We start from the raw sequence: 16,617 nt of genomic DNA on the forward strand, positions 1-16,617 counted from the left end.
GGCTAGGACGGGGTCCAGCCCCGGGTATTGAACAAAAGCGACAGCCGGTGGGTGGATTACTGTTCTTCCATGTTCAACGAGTTCCGGTCTCCCGATGGCACCTTCCTCCTCGGCGGCGAGCTGCCCGTGCGCCGTCTCGGCTACGGCACCGCGCAGCTGACCGGCCCGGGGTACTGGGGGCCTCCCGCGGACCGGCAGAAGTCGCTGGCCGTACTCAGGGCGGCGGTCGACCGGGGCGTGACCCTGATCGACACCGCGGACAACTACGGTCCTGGGGTCGCCGAGGAGCTGGTGGCCGAGGCGCTGCACCCGTACCGCGACGATCTGGTGATCGCGACCAAGGGCGGTGTCGTGCGCACCAGTGACAGCGCCTGGCACATCGCGGGGCGGCCCGAGGACCTGCGGGCGATGTGCGAGTCCAGTCTGCGCCGGCTGCGGACAGAGCGGATCGACCTCTACCAGCTGCACCGGCTGGATCCGCAGGTGCCGATGGCCGAGCAGCTGGGCGCTCTGGATGAGCTGCGCCAGGAGGGTAAGATCCGGTACATCGGTCTGGACACCCTTACCGCCGACCAGCTGGAACAGGCGCTCTCCCTGACCGGGATCGCCTCGGTGCAGAACCGGTTCAATCTCCTGGACCGTTCGTCGGACGCGGTACTGAAGGTGTGCGAGGCCCACGGCCTGGCCTTCCTGCCCTGGTTCCCGCTGGCGAACGGCGCGCTGACCGGCGAGGGCGCCGAGGCGCTCGCCGGGATCGCGGAACGCCACGGCGCCACCCGTGGGCAGATCGCCCTCGCCTGGCTGCTGCACCACTCCCCCGTCCTGTGCCCGACTCCGGGCACCGGTTCGCCCGTTCACCTCGCGGAGAACCTCCGGGCCGGGGAGATCTCGCTGTCGACCGACGACATGAGCCTCCTGGAGGCGCTCGCATCCGCATGAAGGAGTAACCGCACGTGACCACCACCGCACCCCTGCCCCCTTCCTCGGCCACGGACCCGGTTCCGGTTCCGGTGATCAGGGCCGACGGCGTCACGCTCGTACGGGACGGCAAGGTCCTGCTCGACTCGGTCTCGATGACGGTGCGCAGCGGGGAGCACTGGGCGCTGCTCGGCGCCAACGGTGCCGGCAAGAGCACCCTGCTGGGGCTCCTCGGCGCGATCAGGCACCCCACCACGGGCACGGTGGAGGTGCTGGGCCGCACCCTCGGGCGGGTCGATCTGCGGGAGCTGCGGACGCTGCTGGGACACGTCGATCCGCGCCATCCGCTGCGCTCCCCGCTCTCGGTGAAGGACGTGGTGCTGACGGGGCTGACCAACTCGGTCGAGCCGGTACCGCGCTGGTCGGCCGGCCCGGAGCAGCGGGAGCGGGCGGAGCGGCTGCTGGAGATGCTGGGCATGGGCGGCAAGGAGGGGTCGCGCTGGCCCGCGCTGTCGCAGGGCGAGCGGGGCCGTACGCTCATCGCCCGCGCGCTGATGCCGCAGCCCCGGCTGCTGCTGCTCGACGAGCCGGCCACCGGTCTGGACCTGGCCGCCCGGGAGCAGTTGCTGGACAGCCTGGACGCGCTGCGCGAGGAACACCCGGAGCTGGCGACGGTGCTGGTCACCCATCATCTGGAGGAGCTGCCCGCCTCCACCAGCCACGCGATGCTGCTGCGCGGCGGGCGGTGTCTGGCCTCGGGCCCGGCGGACGAGGTGCTGACCACGGAGCGGGTCAGCGACTGCTTCGGCCATCCGGTGCGGATCTCCCGTACGGACGGCCGGTGGGCGGCGCGGGCCCGGCGGACGCCCCGTGGCTGACGGTTGCCGCTGACGGTGCCGCCCGGCTCAGGGGCTGTCGGTCTCCGGTCCGGTGACGAACGGGGTGGCCTGGTGGTAGTAGAGCAGCCAGCCGGTGGCGGTGAGCCGCCACAGCGAACTGCGGTGGGCGCGCGCCCCCTTGGCCTCGGTGTCGAAGGTGACGTGGACGAGTCCGTCCGCGAGCTGGACCCCGCGCATGCGGGAGGCGGTGAGCTGTCCGGGGCGCGCGGCGGTGCCGGTGATGAGCGAGGTGATGACCGTGTCCCGGTCCCGGTGCCGGCCGGTGGTGTCGACCTCGCGGAAGTCCGGGTGCAGGACCTGGACGAGGAGTTCGGCGGAGGCCCGCACCAGCGGGTCGAGGAGGCGGAGTTCGCCCTCGACCGCCGCGGCCACGCCGGGCGTCGGTTCGCTCACGCCTCGCCTCCGGTCATCTCGACGAGCTTGACGACGGTGTTCCAGTTGCGAGAGGTGCCGACGAGGCCCTTGTTGAGGGACGGCCGGGAGAGAGCGGCGGCGAGCTTGGAGCGGCCCAGCCCGTCGGGGGCGTAGAGGTAGAGGGCGCGGTCACCGAGCCGGAATTCCTCGGGGAGGAAGGCGGTGGCGTCCAGCGGGGCGAAGCGGGCGGCGTCGACGGGCCGGTCGAAGTACGTGACGTGCAGTTGCCTGCCCTGGAGCTCGGCGGCCGGGAACGGGCAGCCGGCGGCCAGGCCGGCGAGATAGGCGGCGTCCCTCACCAGGCACTCCACCGCGAAGCCGAACTGGTCCTCGATGGCCCGCTCCAGCTCCGCCGCGAGGGTGTTCTCGTCGCCGGACCCGCTGCTGAAGACCGCGTTGCCGCTCTGCAGGTACGTCGCGACGTCGCCGTGGCCGAGTCCGGTGAGCAGGGTGCGGAGTTCGGCCATCGGGACCTTGCGGTGGCCGCTCACATTGATCCCGCGCAGCAGCGCCGCGTACATCGTCATGGGCACACCATAGGACGATCAGCCCGAGCCGTGCGGCCGCCGCGCCCCGTGGGGGAGGGCGCGGTGGCCGCCGGTTCAGGGAGCGGTGCTGTTACTCGACGACCTTCAGCAGCTTGTTCGCCGTGCCCGCGGTGGCGTTGCTGATGGCGTCCGGGGTGGCTCCGTCGGTCAGGGCCGTGGAGACGTCCGCCGGGGTGGCGTCGGGGTGTCCCGCCAGGTAGAGGGCGGCGGCACCGACGACATGCGGAGTGGCCATGGACGTACCGGAGATGGTGTCGGACCCGGTGTCGCTGTCGTTCCAGGCCGAGGTGATGTCCGAGCCCGGGGCGTAGAGGTCCACCAGCGAGCCGTAGTTGGAGAACGACGACTGCTCGTCGTCCACCGTGGAGGAGGCGACCGTGATGGCCTCAGGGACGCGCGCCGGGGAGCTCTCGCTCGCGTCGCCCGACTCGTTGCCGGCGGCCACTCCGTAGGTGACTCCGGAGGCGATGGACTTCTGGACCGCCGCGTCGAGCGCCTCGTCCGCGCCGCCGCCGAGGCTCATGTTGGCGACGGACGGGCCCTCGTGGTTCGCGGTGACCCAGTCGATGCCGGCGACGACCTGCTCGGTGGTGCCGGAGCCCGAGTCGTCGAGGACCCGGACGGCCACGATCTTGGCCTTCTTGGCGACGCCGTACGTCGCACCGGCGATGGTGCCGGCCACATGGGTTCCGTGGCCGTAGCCGTCGTCGGCGTTGTCGTCGTCGTCCACGGCGTCGTAGCCGTAGCTGGCCCGGCCCTCGAACTCCTCGTGGGTGATGCGGACCCCGGTGTCGATGACGTACGCGGTCACGCCCTCGCCCGCGCTGTCCGGGTAGGTGTACGCGTTGTCGCCCGCGGTCCCGGTCTGGTCGATGCGGTCCAGGCCCCAGGACGGCGGGTTGTCCTGGGTGGCGTCGACGTGGAACTTCTTGTTCTGGACGACCTTGGAGACCGACGGGTCGGCGGCGAGCCGCTTGGCCTCGGTCTGCGAAAGCCCGCTGGCGGAGAAGCCGTTGATGGCGGAGCTGTAGTTGCGCTTCAGCGTGCCGCCGTACTCCTTGGCGAGCTTCGACTTGTTCGACTTGTCGGCCTTGTGGTCCAGCATGACTATGTAGCTGCCGGACACGGCGGCTGCGGCGTCGGCACCGTAGATCTTGCCCATCGCGGGGGCGGGTGCCGCTCCGGCCATGGGGCTGCCCAGCAGGGTGATGCCGGCTGCGGCCGCCACGGCGGTGATCGCGGCGGTGAGCTTGATCCGGTGGGTGCGCTTGTTAAGTGCCATGAAGAGGGGTCTCCTCGTCATTCTTTGTGGGGGGATTGACCCTCGGCCGGAAGATCTCCGGGGGCTGGCTCGAAACCCTCGCTTATTGACGCGCTCAGATCAAGACCCGCTCTGCCGCCGGGGCACCCGCACCACGGATTCGTCACAGGAAGCCGACGCCCCGCACCCAAGTCCTCCACAATCACTGCCCGTTACCGACCGCACACCCCGGCCGGGGTGCTGGGCCGCCCTGGCGCCTCCGGCTCAGCGCTGGTAGCGGGCCAGCACCCGGTTCCCGTCCTCGACCAGACGCTTTCTCAGTTCGGCCGCGTCGATCGCACCGCTGTAGTACTCCTGGTACGCGGGGGTGGCGACCTTGTCCTTCCACTCGGGGTAGCCGCGCACGGACTGGGCGGGCGCGGAACGCAGTGCGCCCGCGAGGGCGACGCCGGTCGCCCAGCCCCGGTCCGAGGTGTGCAGCGAGGGGTCCGCCAGCGCCTCCTTGCCGGTCGGCAGCATCCAGTCCCCCTTGGCGAGGCGCACCATGTTCGCCGGCCGCAGCAGGAAATCGATGAACTCCACGGCCTCCTTCTTGTGCGGGCTGTCCTCGGCGACGGACAGGGTCTGCGGGCTCACGCCCTGGGCCAGGCCCGCGCTCCCGGCCGGGGCGGGCAGCACCGTCCACTCGAAGCCCTTCGGGGCCTGTTCGACCACCTGCTGACGGTAGGAGAACCCCAGCGGCACCATGGCGTACTTGCCGCCGAAGAGGCCGGGAAGGGCGTCGCCGCCGCCCATGCCGAGCGCGGTACGGGCGGCGCTGTGGTCGGTGTTGACCTGATCGTGGATGGTCCGGGGGACGACGAGATCGCCTTCGTCCATGGCGACCGCGACCTTTCCGTCGGCGCCCCGGTGGAACAGTTCGCCGCCTGCCGAGAGGCCGAGGTTGAGCGTGACGGAGACCGGTTCCTTGAGCGGCCAGGCCACTCCGTAACGGCCCTCGCCGGTGAGTTTCTTGGTGACCTGCCCGAATTCCGTCCAGCTCCAGGGCTTCTCCGGGGTCGGGATGCGGACCCCGGAGGCCTTGAGGATCTTGGTGTTGGCGATCAGGACGCGCGGTTCCTGGAGGAAGGGCACGCCGTAGACGCCGCCGTCGAAGGTGCTGGTGCGCCAGCTCTGCCGCGGGATGTCGGCGGTGAGCCGGCCGGGCAGCAGGGTGCGCAGGTCGGCGAGGTAGCCGCCGTAGGCGAAGTCCGCGAGGTCGTCGGACGCGTCGTGGATGACGTCGGGCGCCTCGTCCCCCTCGAAGGAGGTCAGGAGCTGGTCGTGGACGCTGTCCCAGCTGCCCTGGACGTACTGGACCCGGACATCGGGATGGCTCGCGTTCCACTCCTTCACCAGCTGTTTGTTGGCGTCGACGGACTCCTTCTGCCAGGCCAGCGACTGGAAGCGGATCGTGATCCTGCCGTCCGTCCGGCCGCCGTCCCCACCGCATCCGGTGAGCAGCAGGGCCAGCGCGGTGGCCGCCGCGGCTGCCGTGCGTACCACTGCGCGCATCAGCTCTTCACCGCCCCGGCCAGCATGCCGCCCGTGATCCGGCGCTGGATGAACGCGAAGAGCACGAGCGAGGGGAGGGTGGCGAGGAACGCGGCGGCGGCGAGCGGACCCAGGTCGCTCGCACCCTCCGCGCCGAGGAAGTGGGTCAGTACGACCGGCAAGGTCTGCTTCTCCGGTGTCTTGAGCAGGACGAGCGCGAAGAAGAACTCGTTCCACGCGGTGATGAAGGCGAAGAGCGCGGTCGCGACGATCCCGGGGGCCAGCAGCGGTGCGGTGACCGAGACGAGCGTCCGCAGCCGGCTCGCGCCGTCGACCGCCGCCGCCTCCTCCAGTTCGGGCGGCACCGCCCGTACGTATCCGACCAGCATCCACAGCGCGAACGGCAGCGACCACACGACGTACACCATGATCAGCCCCCACAGTGTGTTGATCAGATGCAGGTACTTGAGCACCAGGAACAGCGGAATGATCAGCAGGACGAACGGGAACGCCTGGCTGACCACGACCCAGCCGGTGGCGGCGGCGGAGAGCCGCGAGCGGTGGCGGGCCATCACATAGGCCATCGGGGTGGCGATGACGACCGCGATGATCCCGGCGGAGACGGCGGCGATCAGCGAGTTGGCGGCGGCCCGCAGCAGCGGCTGTTCGTCGAACGCGGCCCGGAAGTTGTCGAGCGTCGGGTGGTGCGGAATCCAGGTGGGGTGCAGGGAGCCCAGCTCGGGCGCCGGTTTGAAGGCGGTGGAGATCAGCCAGAGGAACGGGAACGCCAGGAAGACCAGGTAGCACAGCAGCGCGAGGTACTGTCCGGCCCGCACGGACCTGCGGGTACGCATGCTCATCGGTCCTCGCCTCCCCCGAGCCGTCCCACGAGGTACACGGCGAGGATCACGGAGATCACCGCGACCATCACACAGCCCATCGCCGCGGCGTAGCCGAACTGTCCGTACCGGAAGGCCTCTTCGTAGGCGAAGAGCATCGGCAGCCGGGTGCGGCCGCCGGGACCTCCGTTGGTCAGTACGTAGACCAGGGCGAAGGAGTTGAAGTTCCAGATGAAGTTGAGCGCGGTGATGGAGAGGGCGACCGGCTTGAGCGCCGGCCAGGTGACGGTACGGAAACGGCGCCAGGCGCCCGCGCCGTCCAGGGCGGCGGCCTCGTGGAGTTCGTGCGGGGTGTTCTGGAGGCCGGCCAGCAGGGCGACCGTGGTCTGCGGCATGCCGGCCCAGACCCCGACCAGGATCACCGCGGGCAGTGCGGTGGCGAGGCCGGTCAGCCAGTCCCGGCCGTCGCCGAGGCCGAGATCGCGGATGGTCTCGTTGAGGATTCCGGCGTCCGGGTTGTAGACCAGCCGCCACATGATGCCGACGACCACCTCGGGCATCGCCCACGGGATGATCGCCAGCGCCCGCGCCAGCCACCGCATCCGCAGGTTCTGGTTGAGCAGCAGCGCGAGGCCCAGGGCCAGCACGAACTGCGGGACGGTGACGCCGACCGCCCACACCAGGCCGATCCGGAACGAGTCCCAGAACAGTCCGTCGTGCAGCAGGTCCTGGAAGTTCAGTACCCCGGTCCACTGGGTGGACCGGGTGCGCCCCGACTGGGCGTCGGTGAACGCCAGGGCGATGCCGTAGAGCAGCGGGCCGACGCTGAGGACCAGGATGGGGAGGAGGGCGGGCAGCACCAGGAACCAGGTTCCGGCGTTCCGGTTGATCCTCGCGTGCCCCTTGCCGTGCGGGCCGCCCGGCGGTCCGTGCCGCCCGGACTGCACGGTTGCATTCGCCAATGTCATAGTTGCGCCCCCTTGCGTTATTCGACCGGCTTGGTACCGTTCCGGCCGCTCAGGTGGCCTCCGCAATCGTGCTGAGACCCCGCCGGTTCGTCAAGACAACCTGCACGGATGCGAAAATCGGATCCATGAACGAGATGCGAGCGCGCGAGGTACTGACCGCTGCCGGGCACCCCGGCGACGCGAAGCTCCTCGCGCTGGGCGAGAACGCGGTGTTCGCCGTGGGCGACCTGGTGGTCAAGATCGGCCGGGACGCCGTGCGCAGTCCGGAGCTGCGCGAGCGGGCCGAGCGCGAGGTGGCCGTCGCGCGCTGGCTCGCCGCGTCCGGGGTCCCCGCGGTGCGGAGCGCGGAGCCCGGTGCCCGGCTCGTCGAGGGCCACCCGGTGACGGTGTGGCACCGGCTGCCGGAGCCGGTGCGACCGGCCGAGCCGAGGGATCTGGCGCCGCTGCTCACCGCGGTGCACGCGCTGCCCGCCCCGGAGGACCTCGCCCTGCCCCGGCGGGAGCTGCTCGGCGGGGTCGAGCGCTGGCTGACCCTGGCGGGCGACGCGATCGACCCGGCCGACGCCGCGTATCTGCGCGAGCGCCGCGACGGCTTCGCGACGGCCGCCGCCGCGCTGGTGCCGCAGCTGCCCCCGGGCCCGATCCACGGCGACGCGCTGCCGCGCAATGTGCATGTCGGTCCGGACGGGCCGGTCCTGGTGGACCTGGAGACCTTCGCCACGGATCTGCGCGAGCACGATCTGGTGGTGCTGGCCCTGTCCCGCGACCGGTACGGGCTGCCGGCCGAGGCCTATGACGCGTTCACCTCCGCGTACGGCTGGGACGTCCGGGAGTGGGACGGCTGCGCGGTGCTGCGCGGGGCGCGGGAGACGGCGAGCTGCGCGTGGGTCGCCCAGCACGCACCGGCCAACCCGAAGGCGCTCGCGGAGTTCCGCAGGCGCGTGGCGTCACTGCGGGACGGGGACACGGCCGTGCGGTGGTACCCCTTCTGAGCGTTCCGTCCTCAACCGCCGGACGGGCCCAAGGGGTGTCCTCAGTCGCCGGACGGGCTGGAATTCAGCTCAAGCACCGGCTCCCGTACCGGCCAGCGGCCGTCGATCACCGCGTCCGCCGTGCCCTTGCGGCGCAGGAACTGCTGGAAGTCGGCGGCCCACTCCGCGTACCACTCGATCTGCCGCTCGTGGAGCTCGGCCGCGGACAACGCGGCCACAGAGCCGTGCCGGGCGGCTATCGCGTACGCCACCCGCACCGCGGCCAGCGCGTCGGCGGCGGCGTCGTGCGCTCCCCCGTGGACGACGCCGTACTCGACGCAGACCGCCTCCAGGTTCCGCTTGCCCTTGCGGTAGCGGTCCACCGCCCGGTCGATGGTGTACGGGTCGATGACCGGGCCGATCCCCGCGCCGCCGAGCCGCTCGCTCAGCGACGGGAGCCCGTGCCGGTGCAACTCCGCCGTCAGCAGCGTCAGGTCGAAGGCGGCGTTGTACGCGACGACCGGCACGCCCTGGCGCCAGTAGTCCGCCAGGGTGTCGGCGATCTCGTCGGCCACCTCGCGCACCGGCCGGCCCTCCGCCGCCGCCCGCTCGCTGCTGATGCCGTGGATCGCGGAGGCCTGTGCGGGGATCCGGATGCCCGGATCCGCCAGCCAGGTGCGCTGCCGCGCCGGCTCCGCGCCGCCGTCGCGGAGACCCACGACCGCGGCCGTCACGATCCGGGCCTCCAGCGGCTCCGTACCCGTCGTCTCCAGGTCGAAGCCGACCAGCGCATGCCGATGCCAGCTCATCCCATACCTCCTTCGTGGTGCTTCCCCCAGGTGACGACCACCCTCGCACGGGCCACTGACAGCACCCTCCCGAGGTCCGTCCGTCAGGAGACCGGCCGGGAGTCGGTCCACACGGACTCGAACTCCTCGCGGTACGTCTCGAACAGGCCGTGCTCGCTGTCCTGCCCGGCCCGCACCACCGCGCGGCCGCCGCCCCTGAGCACCAGCACGGGCGCCTCCATGCCCCGGGCCCGGCGCAGATACGTCTGGACGACGCCCACCGCGTCGGCGCCGTCGCCGTCCACCAGGTAGGCGGTGAAGCGCGGGGTCTCGTCGAAGACATGGATCTCGAAGGCGTCCGGATCGCGGAGCTTGGAGCGGACCCGGCGCATGTGGAGGATGTTCATCTCCACCGTCCGGCTCAGCTCCCCCTTCTTGAGCCCCAGCTCCCGCTCCCGGCGCTTGACCGCGCTGCTGGCCGGGTTGATGAAGAGCAGCCGGACCCGGCAGCCCGACTCGGCCAGCCGGATCAGCCGGCGGCCCGAGAAGTTCTGCACCAGCAGATTGAGCCCTATGCCGATCGCGTCCAGCCGGCGCGCTCCGCCGAACAGGTCCTCCGCGGGCAGCTGGCGCTGAAGCCGCACCCGGTCGGAGTGGACGGAGACGACGTCCGCGTACCGGTCGCCCACCAGCTCCTCGACGGCGTCGACGGGAAGCCGGTCGGCGGACGGCACCCCGGCGCCGCTGCCGAGGATCTCCAGCAGCCTGGCCGAGGCGCGCTCGGCCTGGGCGAGCACCGCTTCGTTGAGCGCGCGGTTGCGGGAGACCACGTTGCGGGCGACCTCCAGCTCGTCGAGGGCCAGCTCCACATCGCGGCGGTCGTCGAAGTAGGGCTCGAAGCAGGGCCAGTGCTGGACCATCAGCTCACGCAGCTGAGGCAGCGTGAGGAAGCTCAGGACGTTGTCGTCGGCCGGGTCGAGCAGATAGCCCTTGCGGCGGGAGACCTCGCGCACGGCGACCGCGCGCTGCACCCACTCCTGTCCGGCGGGTCCCGCCGCGGCCACCACCCAGTCCTCGCCGTGCACCGGCTCGTAGATGGGCTGGAGCACCGCGGCCACCACCGCGCGCAGCCGCTGTTCGACGAGATTCAGCCAGATGTAGGCGCGCCCGGCCCGCTGCGCACGGGTGCGCACCTCGCTCCACGCGTCCGCTCCCCAGTCCAGCTCTGCGCCGATCTCCAGGGGCCGGGCGAGCGAGACCGCGCCGGGCGGCACATCGGTGGCGTCCCCCTCGTGACCAGCGTCACCTGGGGGCAGCTCGAAGCCTCCCGAGCTCACCCGCACACCGCCTTCCACTCCCCCACCAACGATCAAGGAAGGGTACTCCGGGAGCGGGAGCCGGTGCAGCCGGATGCGCAGGCTCCTTCTTCAACTCCCCTACGGATCAAGCCTGTTCTCGGGGACGAGATCTGCCGTAGTGAGCGGATTCATAGTGATTAAACACCCCACGGCAAGCCGCATACCGGGCAGCGGGCCGATCGGGTCCACCGGATTCGGGTTCCGGGCGACAAGAAGGGGCCCGATGTTGACCGGACTGTGCGACGCCGTCCCCCGATTGCCGGTCGGTCCTAGGTAAGGGCCGCCCTTTCGGGGAAGATCTGGCAGGGAGCCCGCATTCCCCAGGCAACCGCATCAGAGTGGAAGAGTCGAAATCTATGCAGGTCTGGCCGGGACAGGCGTACCCCCTCGGTGCCACGTACGACGGCGCCGGGACCAACTTCGCGGTCTTCTCGGAGGCCGCCAACCGAATCGAGTTGTGCCTGCTGCACGACGACGGTTCCGAGACGGCGGTGGAACTGCGGGAGACCGACGCGTTCGTCCGGCACGCCTATCTGCCCGGCGTGATGCCCGGTCAGCGGTACGGGTTCCGGGTGCACGGGCCGTACGAGCCGGAGCGCGGCGCCCGCTGCAACTCCGCGAAGCTGCTCCTCGACCCGTACGCGCGGGCGGTCGCCGGGCGGATCCAGTGGGGCGAGGCGGTGTACGGCTATCCCTTCGGCCGGCCCGACGCGCGCAACGACCTCGACTCGGCGCCGCACACCATGACGTCCGTCGTGGTCAACCCGTACTTCGACTGGGGCGACGACCGGCGCCCCCGTACGGACTACCACCGCACGGTCATCTACGAGGCCCATGTGAAGGGCCTGACGATGCTTCATCCGGGGCTGCCGAAGGAGCTGCGCGGCACGTACGCCGGGCTGGCGCATCCGGAGGTCATCGCGCACCTGACGGAGCTGGGCGTCACGGCGATCGAATTAATGCCGGTCCACCAGTTCGTGCAGGACCACCGGCTGGCGGACGCGGGGCTCGCCAACTACTGGGGTTACAACACCATCGGCTTCTTCGCCCCGCACAACGCCTACGCCTCCTGGGGCGACCGGGGCGAGCAGGTGCTCGAATTCAAGCAGGCGGTACGGGCGCTGCACCAGGCGGGCATCGAGGTGATCCTCGACGTGGTCTACAACCACACGGCGGAGGGCAACCACCTGGGTCCGACGCTCTCCTTCCGGGGCCTGGACAACGCCTCGTACTACCGTCTGACCGACGACCAGCGCTACTACATGGACACCACGGGGACCGGGAACTCCCTGCTGATGCGCTCCCCGCACGTGCTCCAGATGATCATGGATTCGCTGCGGTACTGGGTGACCGAGATGCATGTGGACGGCTTCCGCTTCGATCTGGCCGCCACCCTGGCCCGCCAGTTCCATGAGGTGGACCGGTTGTCGTCGTTCTTCGACCTGGTGCAGCAGGACCCGGTGGTGAGCCAGGTGAAGCTGATCGCGGAGCCGTGGGACGTCGGCGAGGGCGGCTACCAGGTGGGGAACTTCCCGCCGCTGTGGACCGAGTGGAACGGGAAGTACCGGGACACGGTCCGCGACCTGTGGCGCGGTGAGCCCCGGACCCTGGCCGAGTTCGCCGGGCGGCTGACCGGCTCCTCCGACCTCTACCAGGACGACGGCCGCCGGCCGCTCGCCTCGATCAACTTCGCCACCTGCCACGACGGCTTCACCCTGCACGACCTGGTCTCGTACAACGACAAGCACAACGACGCCAACGGCGAGGGCAACCGGGACGGCGAGAGCCACAACCGGTCCTGGAACTGCGGTGTGGAGGGCGAGACGGACCGGCCCGAGGTGCTGGAGCTGCGCGAGCGGCAGATGCGCAACTTCATCGCCACCCTCATGCTGTCGCAGGGCGTGCCGATGCTGAGCCACGGAGACGAGTTCGGCCGCACCCAGCTCGGCAACAACAACGGCTACTGCCAGGACAGCGAGCTGTCCTGGGTGCACTGGCCGGACCCGGCCCAGTCGGCGGCCGACGACGACGGCGACGGCGAGGAGGCGGCGGAGCCGGGCGGCGACGGGCTCTCCCGCAGCCTGCTGGAGTTCACCCGGGCGATGGTGTGGCTGCGCCGCGACCATCCGGTCTTCCGGCGGCGCCGGTTCTTCCACGGACGGCCCGTGGAGGGCACGCACGACGAGCTCTCCGACATCAACTGGTTCACGCCCGAGGGCCAGGAGATGACCCAGCGGGACTGGCAGGCCGCACACGCCAAGGCCCTGACGGTCTTCCTGAACGGGCACGCCATCTCGGAGCCGGGTCCCCGCGGCGAGCGGATCTCCGACGACTCCTTCCTGCTGATGTTCAACGCGAGCGCCGAGACGCTGGAGTTCGCCGTCCCGGTGAACCACGGCCGGCAGTGGCATGTCGTCGTCGACACGGCACGCCCGGCCGGAGTGCTGACCGGGGCGGGCCCGAAGGTGGCGGCGGGCGACCGGGTGACGCTGGTGGGCCGGAGCATGGTGGTGCTCCAGCGGCCCGCGTAGGGCGGATCCGCGCGGTGTACGGGGCCGCCGCTCGGGCTCTTGTGCGTGCCGGGGTGACACAGGCGGCCCGGATCTGGGTACGAACGTCTGCATGACGCCTTCCGCCACGTACCGGCTCCAGCTCCAGCCGGACTTCCCGTTCTCGGCCGCCGAGGACGCCGTACCGTACCTCGCCACGCTCGGCGTCTCCCATCTGCACCTGTCCCCGGTGCTCGAAGCAGTGCCCGGCTCCACGCACGGCTACGACGTCGTCGACCACGGCCGGGTCCGCGCCGAGCTGGGCGGCGAGGAGGGGCTGCGGCGGCTCGCCCGCACCGCCCGGCGCCACGGTCTCGGGCTGGTCCTGGACATCGTGCCGAACCACATGGCCGCGGACCCCCGGCACAACCACGCGCTGCGCGAGGTCCTGCGCGAGGGGCCCGGCTCCCCGTACGCCCGCTGGTTCGACATCGACTGGGCGGCGGGTGACGGGAGGATCCTGCTGCCCGTGCTCGGCGGGCGGCTCGGCGACCAGATGGACGGGTTCCGGGTCGACGGGGACGTGCTGCGCCACGGCGATCAGGAGTTCCCGCTGAGGACCGGCACCTCCGGCCTCGCCCTGCCGGAGCTGCTGGACGCCCAGCACTACCGGCTCTGCTGGTGGCGGCTGGCCCGCACCGAGCTGAACTACCGGCGGTTCTTCACCATCTCGGACCTGATCGGGGTGCGGGTGGAGGACCCGGAGGTCTTCGCCGCCACCCACGCCAAGATTCTCGAACTGGTCCGGGACGGGACCGTCGAGGGGCTGCGGATCGACCACCCCGACGGGCTCGCGGACCCGGCCGGATATCTGGAGCGGCTCTCCGGGGCGAGCGGCGGCGCATGGACGGTGGTGGAGAAGATCCTCACCGGCCCGGAGCCGCTGCCGGCCGGCTGGGCGGTGGCCGGGACCACCGGGTACGACGCGCTGCACCGGATCGACGGCCTCTTCACCGACCCGGTGGGCGCGGCGGAACTGCTGGGCCACTACCGGGAGTCCGCCTCCCCGGCGGGCGACCGGGGCGGCTACTGGCAGGCGACCGTGCGCCGGGCCGCGTACCGCGTCGTCACCCATGAGCTGGCCGCGGAGACCGCACTGCTGACCCGGCTGGCGTCGCGAATCTGCGCGGAGGACCCCGCGCTGCGCGACCACGCCCCGTGGGCGCTGCGCACCGCGGTGCGTGAGCTGCTGGTCCGGGTGCCGGTCTACCGCCCGTACGTGACGGCGGGCGGCCCCTGTACGGAGTCGGCCGGGGCGGCGCTGGACGCGACGGCGGTGAGCGACGCCAAGGCGGTGTTCGCGGTGCGGGAGGAGGCGTCGGCCGTCGACGTGGTGCGGGAGCTGGCGCTGGGGCGGCTGGGTCCGGGCGCCGACCGGGCGGCGTTCTGCGACCGGTTCGCGCAGACGGCGTCCGCGCTGCGGGCCAAGTCGGTCGAGGACACCGCGTACTACCGGTACGTGCCGCTGATCTCGGCGAACGAGGTGGGCGGTGATCCGGGCAGGCCGGCGGTGGCCCCGGCGGACTTCCACGCCTTCTGCACCCGCCTCGCCCGGGACTGGCCGGCCACCGGCACCGCGCTGACCACGCACGACACCAAGCGCAGCGCCGATGTCCGGGCCGCTGTGGCGGTGCTCTCCGAGTGTCCCGGGCGGTGGTCGCGGCTGGTGGCGGAGCTGGCCGGGAAGGCTCCGGCGGCGCCCGATCCGCAGCTGGCGTGGCAGGCGTGGCAGACCGCGTTCGGCTGTGTGGGGTTCCCGGCCGGTGAGCAGGCGGCTCGGCTGGAGCCCGCGCTGCTGAAGGCGGTGCGGGAGTCGGGTCTCTTCACCAGCTGGACCGAACCCGATCCGGGGTACGAGCGGGCGATGTCCGACTTCGTGGCCGCCGGTCCCGGCGCCGCGACCGGCCCCGCGCGGGAGCTGCTGGCGGAGTTCGCGGCCACGCTCGCCCCGCATGTCCGGGCCAATGTGCTCGGCGCGGCGCTGGTGCAGCTGACGATGCCGGGGGTGCCGGACCTCTACCAGGGCACCGAGCGCGAGTACCTGGCGCTGGTCGACCCGGACAACCGGCGGCCCTTCTCGCCGCCTCACCCGGACGCGCCCGCCTCCGCCAAGGAGGAGCTGACGGCGGCGGCGCTGCGGCTGCGGCGGGAGCGGCCCGGGGTGTTCGGGGAGTCGGGGACGTACGCCCCGCTGACGGCCTCCGGACCGGCGGCCGGGCACTGTCTGGCCTTCTGCCGCTCGGGCGAGGCCGTCACCGCGGTCACCCGGCTGTCGCTGCGGCTGGCGGAGTCGGGCGGCTGGCGCGGGACGGAGCTGGCGCTGCCGGACGACGGGGTGTGGCGGGATCTGCTGGCGCCGGGCCGGGAGTTCTCCGGCGGTACGGTCGCGGTGGCCGAACTGTTCGACGAGCGGCCGGTGGCGCTCCTCAGCAAGGCCGGACCAGCAGGGACCTCGGACCACGGGTGAGCAGGCCGGTGGCGGACGGCCGGAATCCGTCCGCCCAGCGGAGCCCCGGCATGGCGTCCAGCAGGGCGCGCACCCCCTGTTCGGCCTCCAGCCGTCCGAGCACCACGGCCGGGCAGCCCGCCGGTCCTGCGGTGGTGCGGCCCTGGTCGCGGCGGAAGGGGTCGAACAGGTCCGGTGCGGCGAACCGTTCCGGATCGCGTCCCGCCGCGCCGATCAGGCAGGCGACGGGGGCCCGCGCCGGGAGGGTGCCGCCGCTGAGGGTGACCTCGGTGAGGGTGCGGCGCAGGACGACCTGGACGGGCGGGTCCCGGCGCATGGTCTCCGTCCAGGCGCGGCCGGCGAGCGCGGGTTCGACGCGCAGGGCGGCCAGCAGGTCGGGGTCGTCCAGCAGGTTGGCCAGGAACGAGGCGAGGGCCGTCTCACGCAGTCCGGTGTGCCGGGTGCAGGGGCCGTCACCCGGGTGGCCGGGGTCGCCGTCACGGGTCCGGAAGGGGCCGCTGCCCGCGGGCAGCCAGCGGCAGAACTCCTCGACGAGATCGGCCTGCCGCCGCCCGGCGATGCGCCGGGCCAGCACGAAGGCGGTCCGCTCGACCCGCTCCGCCAGGTGCCGTGGCGCGGTGCCGGTGACCACCGTGTACCGCTCGCGGGGCAGGCAGCGGGCGCTGCCGTGGCAGAGGCCGAGCGGGGCGGGGCCGCCGCGCGGCGCGCCGTCGTGCGGGAAGCCGGTGAACCGGGGGCCGGTGAGCGCGGCGACCACGTCGTCGTACCGGCTGACCAGCCAGGCGCCCAGTGCGGGGTCGTAGCAGAGCGGATGGTCCTCGCGCAGCACCCGGTAGAGCCGGTACGGGTCGCGGGCCGCGCCGGGGGCGAGGAGGCTCGGGCCGGCTCCCGGGCGGGCGGAGCGGGAGGGCCCGGCGGGGCGGTGGTCGGGCGAGGGCGTCGGGGCGGGTATGCCTCCTGGGGCGTCGGCCTGCATCCGTACCCCCGGTGGTCGGTGCGCCGGTGTGCGGCGCGGTCCCCCTCAGGGGATCACCCGGACGGGCCCGCCGCAGTCGGCGCGCGGCCGTCCGGGTGACGGGGCGCGCGCCGCCCGTCCGCGCGGCA

General features: G+C 72.1%; 14 protein-coding genes. 5 read left to right on the forward strand and 9 right to left on the reverse strand.

The window, feature by feature from the left end; genetic code table 11:
• Positions 1 to 69: 69 nt before the first annotated feature.
• Together ACZ601_RS05955 and ACZ601_RS05960 are read left to right on the forward strand one after the other, a co-directional pair.
• Positions 70 to 939, forward strand: coding sequence for an aldo/keto reductase (locus tag ACZ601_RS05955; RefSeq protein WP_469533428.1), 870 nt, complete (start codon positions 70 to 72; stop codon positions 937 to 939).
• Positions 940 to 953: 14 nt separating this feature from the next.
• The gene (locus ACZ601_RS05960) at positions 954 to 1,796 is read left to right on the forward strand and encodes an ABC transporter ATP-binding protein (RefSeq protein WP_469533431.1); all 843 of its coding nucleotides are present in this window, start codon (positions 954 to 956) and stop codon (positions 1,794 to 1,796) included.
• A 27-nt stretch (positions 1,797 to 1,823) separates the two neighbouring features.
• On the opposite strand, the gene ACZ601_RS05965 is transcribed toward ACZ601_RS05960, so the two are convergent.
• From ACZ601_RS05965 to ACZ601_RS05990, 6 genes are all read right to left on the reverse strand, one after another.
• The gene (locus tag ACZ601_RS05965; protein ID WP_440578117.1) at positions 1,824 to 2,210 is read right to left on the reverse strand and encodes a nuclear transport factor 2 family protein; all 387 of its coding nucleotides are present in this window, start codon (positions 2,208 to 2,210) and stop codon (positions 1,824 to 1,826) included.
• Positions 2,207 to 2,758, reverse strand: coding sequence for a DUF1697 domain-containing protein (locus ACZ601_RS05970; protein WP_469533433.1), 552 nt, complete (start codon positions 2,756 to 2,758; stop codon positions 2,207 to 2,209). The genes ACZ601_RS05965 and ACZ601_RS05970 overlap by 4 nt, the downstream gene beginning before the upstream one ends.
• Before the next feature lie 91 nt (positions 2,759 to 2,849).
• Positions 2,850 to 4,061, reverse strand: coding sequence for a S8 family peptidase (locus ACZ601_RS05975; protein ID WP_469533436.1), 1,212 nt, complete (start codon positions 4,059 to 4,061; stop codon positions 2,850 to 2,852).
• A 243-nt stretch (positions 4,062 to 4,304) separates the two neighbouring features.
• Positions 4,305 to 5,594, reverse strand: coding sequence for an ABC transporter substrate-binding protein (locus ACZ601_RS05980; protein WP_469533438.1), 1,290 nt, complete (start codon positions 5,592 to 5,594; stop codon positions 4,305 to 4,307).
• Positions 5,594 to 6,433 carry a carbohydrate ABC transporter permease gene (locus ACZ601_RS05985; RefSeq protein ID WP_440577063.1) on the reverse strand — a complete coding sequence of 280 codons (840 nt, stop codon included), beginning with the start codon at positions 6,431 to 6,433 and terminating at the stop codon, positions 5,594 to 5,596. Before ACZ601_RS05985 ends, ACZ601_RS05980 begins: the two co-directional genes overlap by 1 nt.
• On the reverse strand, positions 6,430 to 7,380 hold the full coding sequence (locus tag ACZ601_RS05990; RefSeq protein WP_469533440.1) for a carbohydrate ABC transporter permease: 951 nt from the start codon (positions 7,378 to 7,380) through the stop codon (positions 6,430 to 6,432). The genes ACZ601_RS05985 and ACZ601_RS05990 overlap by 4 nt, the downstream gene beginning before the upstream one ends.
• 125 nt (positions 7,381 to 7,505) lie before the next feature.
• Between ACZ601_RS05990 and ACZ601_RS05995 the strand changes: the two genes are divergently transcribed.
• Positions 7,506 to 8,372, forward strand: a complete 867-nt coding sequence (locus ACZ601_RS05995) for a phosphotransferase enzyme family protein (protein ID WP_469533442.1) — start codon at positions 7,506 to 7,508, stop codon at positions 8,370 to 8,372.
• A 41-nt stretch (positions 8,373 to 8,413) separates the two neighbouring features.
• Here the strand turns inward: ACZ601_RS05995 and ACZ601_RS06000 are convergent, their stop codons facing one another.
• A complete protein-coding gene (locus tag ACZ601_RS06000; RefSeq protein ID WP_469533445.1) occupies positions 8,414 to 9,160 on the reverse strand; it encodes an exonuclease domain-containing protein in 747 nt (248 codons plus the stop codon).
• An 83-nt stretch (positions 9,161 to 9,243) separates the two neighbouring features.
• A complete protein-coding gene (locus ACZ601_RS06005) occupies positions 9,244 to 10,476 on the reverse strand; it encodes an SAV2148 family HEPN domain-containing protein (protein WP_440577059.1) in 1,233 nt (410 codons plus the stop codon).
• A 377-nt stretch (positions 10,477 to 10,853) separates the two neighbouring features.
• On the opposite strand from ACZ601_RS06005, the gene glgX reads away from it, so the two are divergent.
• Entirely contained in the window at positions 10,854 to 13,028 is a 2,175-nt protein-coding gene (glgX, locus tag ACZ601_RS06010) for a glycogen debranching protein GlgX (protein ID WP_469533447.1), read from the forward strand.
• A gap of 91 nt (positions 13,029 to 13,119) precedes the next feature.
• Positions 13,120 to 15,513, forward strand: coding sequence for a malto-oligosyltrehalose synthase (treY, locus tag ACZ601_RS06015; RefSeq protein ID WP_469533449.1), 2,394 nt, complete (start codon positions 13,120 to 13,122; stop codon positions 15,511 to 15,513).
• Here the strand turns inward: treY and ACZ601_RS06020 are convergent.
• Entirely contained in the window at positions 15,473 to 16,489 is a 1,017-nt protein-coding gene (locus ACZ601_RS06020) for a cytochrome P450 (protein ID WP_469533453.1), read from the reverse strand. The two genes, treY and ACZ601_RS06020, sit on opposite strands and share 41 nt — an antisense overlap.
• Positions 16,490 to 16,617 lie beyond the last annotated feature (128 nt).

The sequence above is a fragment of the Streptomyces sp. NPDC104307 genome (assembly GCF_055584045.1).

Bases quoted from the DNA above. Each gene is read 5' to 3' on its own strand.
- ACZ601_RS05955 (WP_469533428.1), top strand. From the start codon at position 70: ATGTTCAACGAGTTCCGGTCTCCCGATGGCACCTTCCTCCTCGGCGGC.
- ACZ601_RS05970 (WP_469533433.1), bottom strand. From the start codon at position 2,758: ATGACGATGTACGCGGCGCTGCTGCGCGGGATCAATGTGAGCGGCCAC.
- ACZ601_RS05975 (WP_469533436.1), bottom strand. From the start codon at position 4,061: ATGGCACTTAACAAGCGCACCCACCGGATCAAGCTCACCGCCGCGATC.
- ACZ601_RS05980 (WP_469533438.1), bottom strand. From the start codon at position 5,594: ATGCGCGCAGTGGTACGCACGGCAGCCGCGGCGGCCACCGCGCTGGCC.
- ACZ601_RS05985 (WP_440577063.1), bottom strand. From the start codon at position 6,433: ATGAGCATGCGTACCCGCAGGTCCGTGCGGGCCGGACAGTACCTCGCG.
- ACZ601_RS05990 (WP_469533440.1), bottom strand. From the start codon at position 7,380: ATGACATTGGCGAATGCAACCGTGCAGTCCGGGCGGCACGGACCGCCG.
- ACZ601_RS05995 (WP_469533442.1), top strand. From the start codon at position 7,506: ATGAACGAGATGCGAGCGCGCGAGGTACTGACCGCTGCCGGGCACCCC.
- ACZ601_RS06000 (WP_469533445.1), bottom strand. From the start codon at position 9,160: ATGAGCTGGCATCGGCATGCGCTGGTCGGCTTCGACCTGGAGACGACG.
- glgX (WP_469533447.1), top strand. From the start codon at position 10,854: ATGCAGGTCTGGCCGGGACAGGCGTACCCCCTCGGTGCCACGTACGAC.
- treY (WP_469533449.1), top strand. From the start codon at position 13,120: ATGACGCCTTCCGCCACGTACCGGCTCCAGCTCCAGCCGGACTTCCCG.
- ACZ601_RS06020 (WP_469533453.1), bottom strand. From the start codon at position 16,489: ATGCAGGCCGACGCCCCAGGAGGCATACCCGCCCCGACGCCCTCGCCC.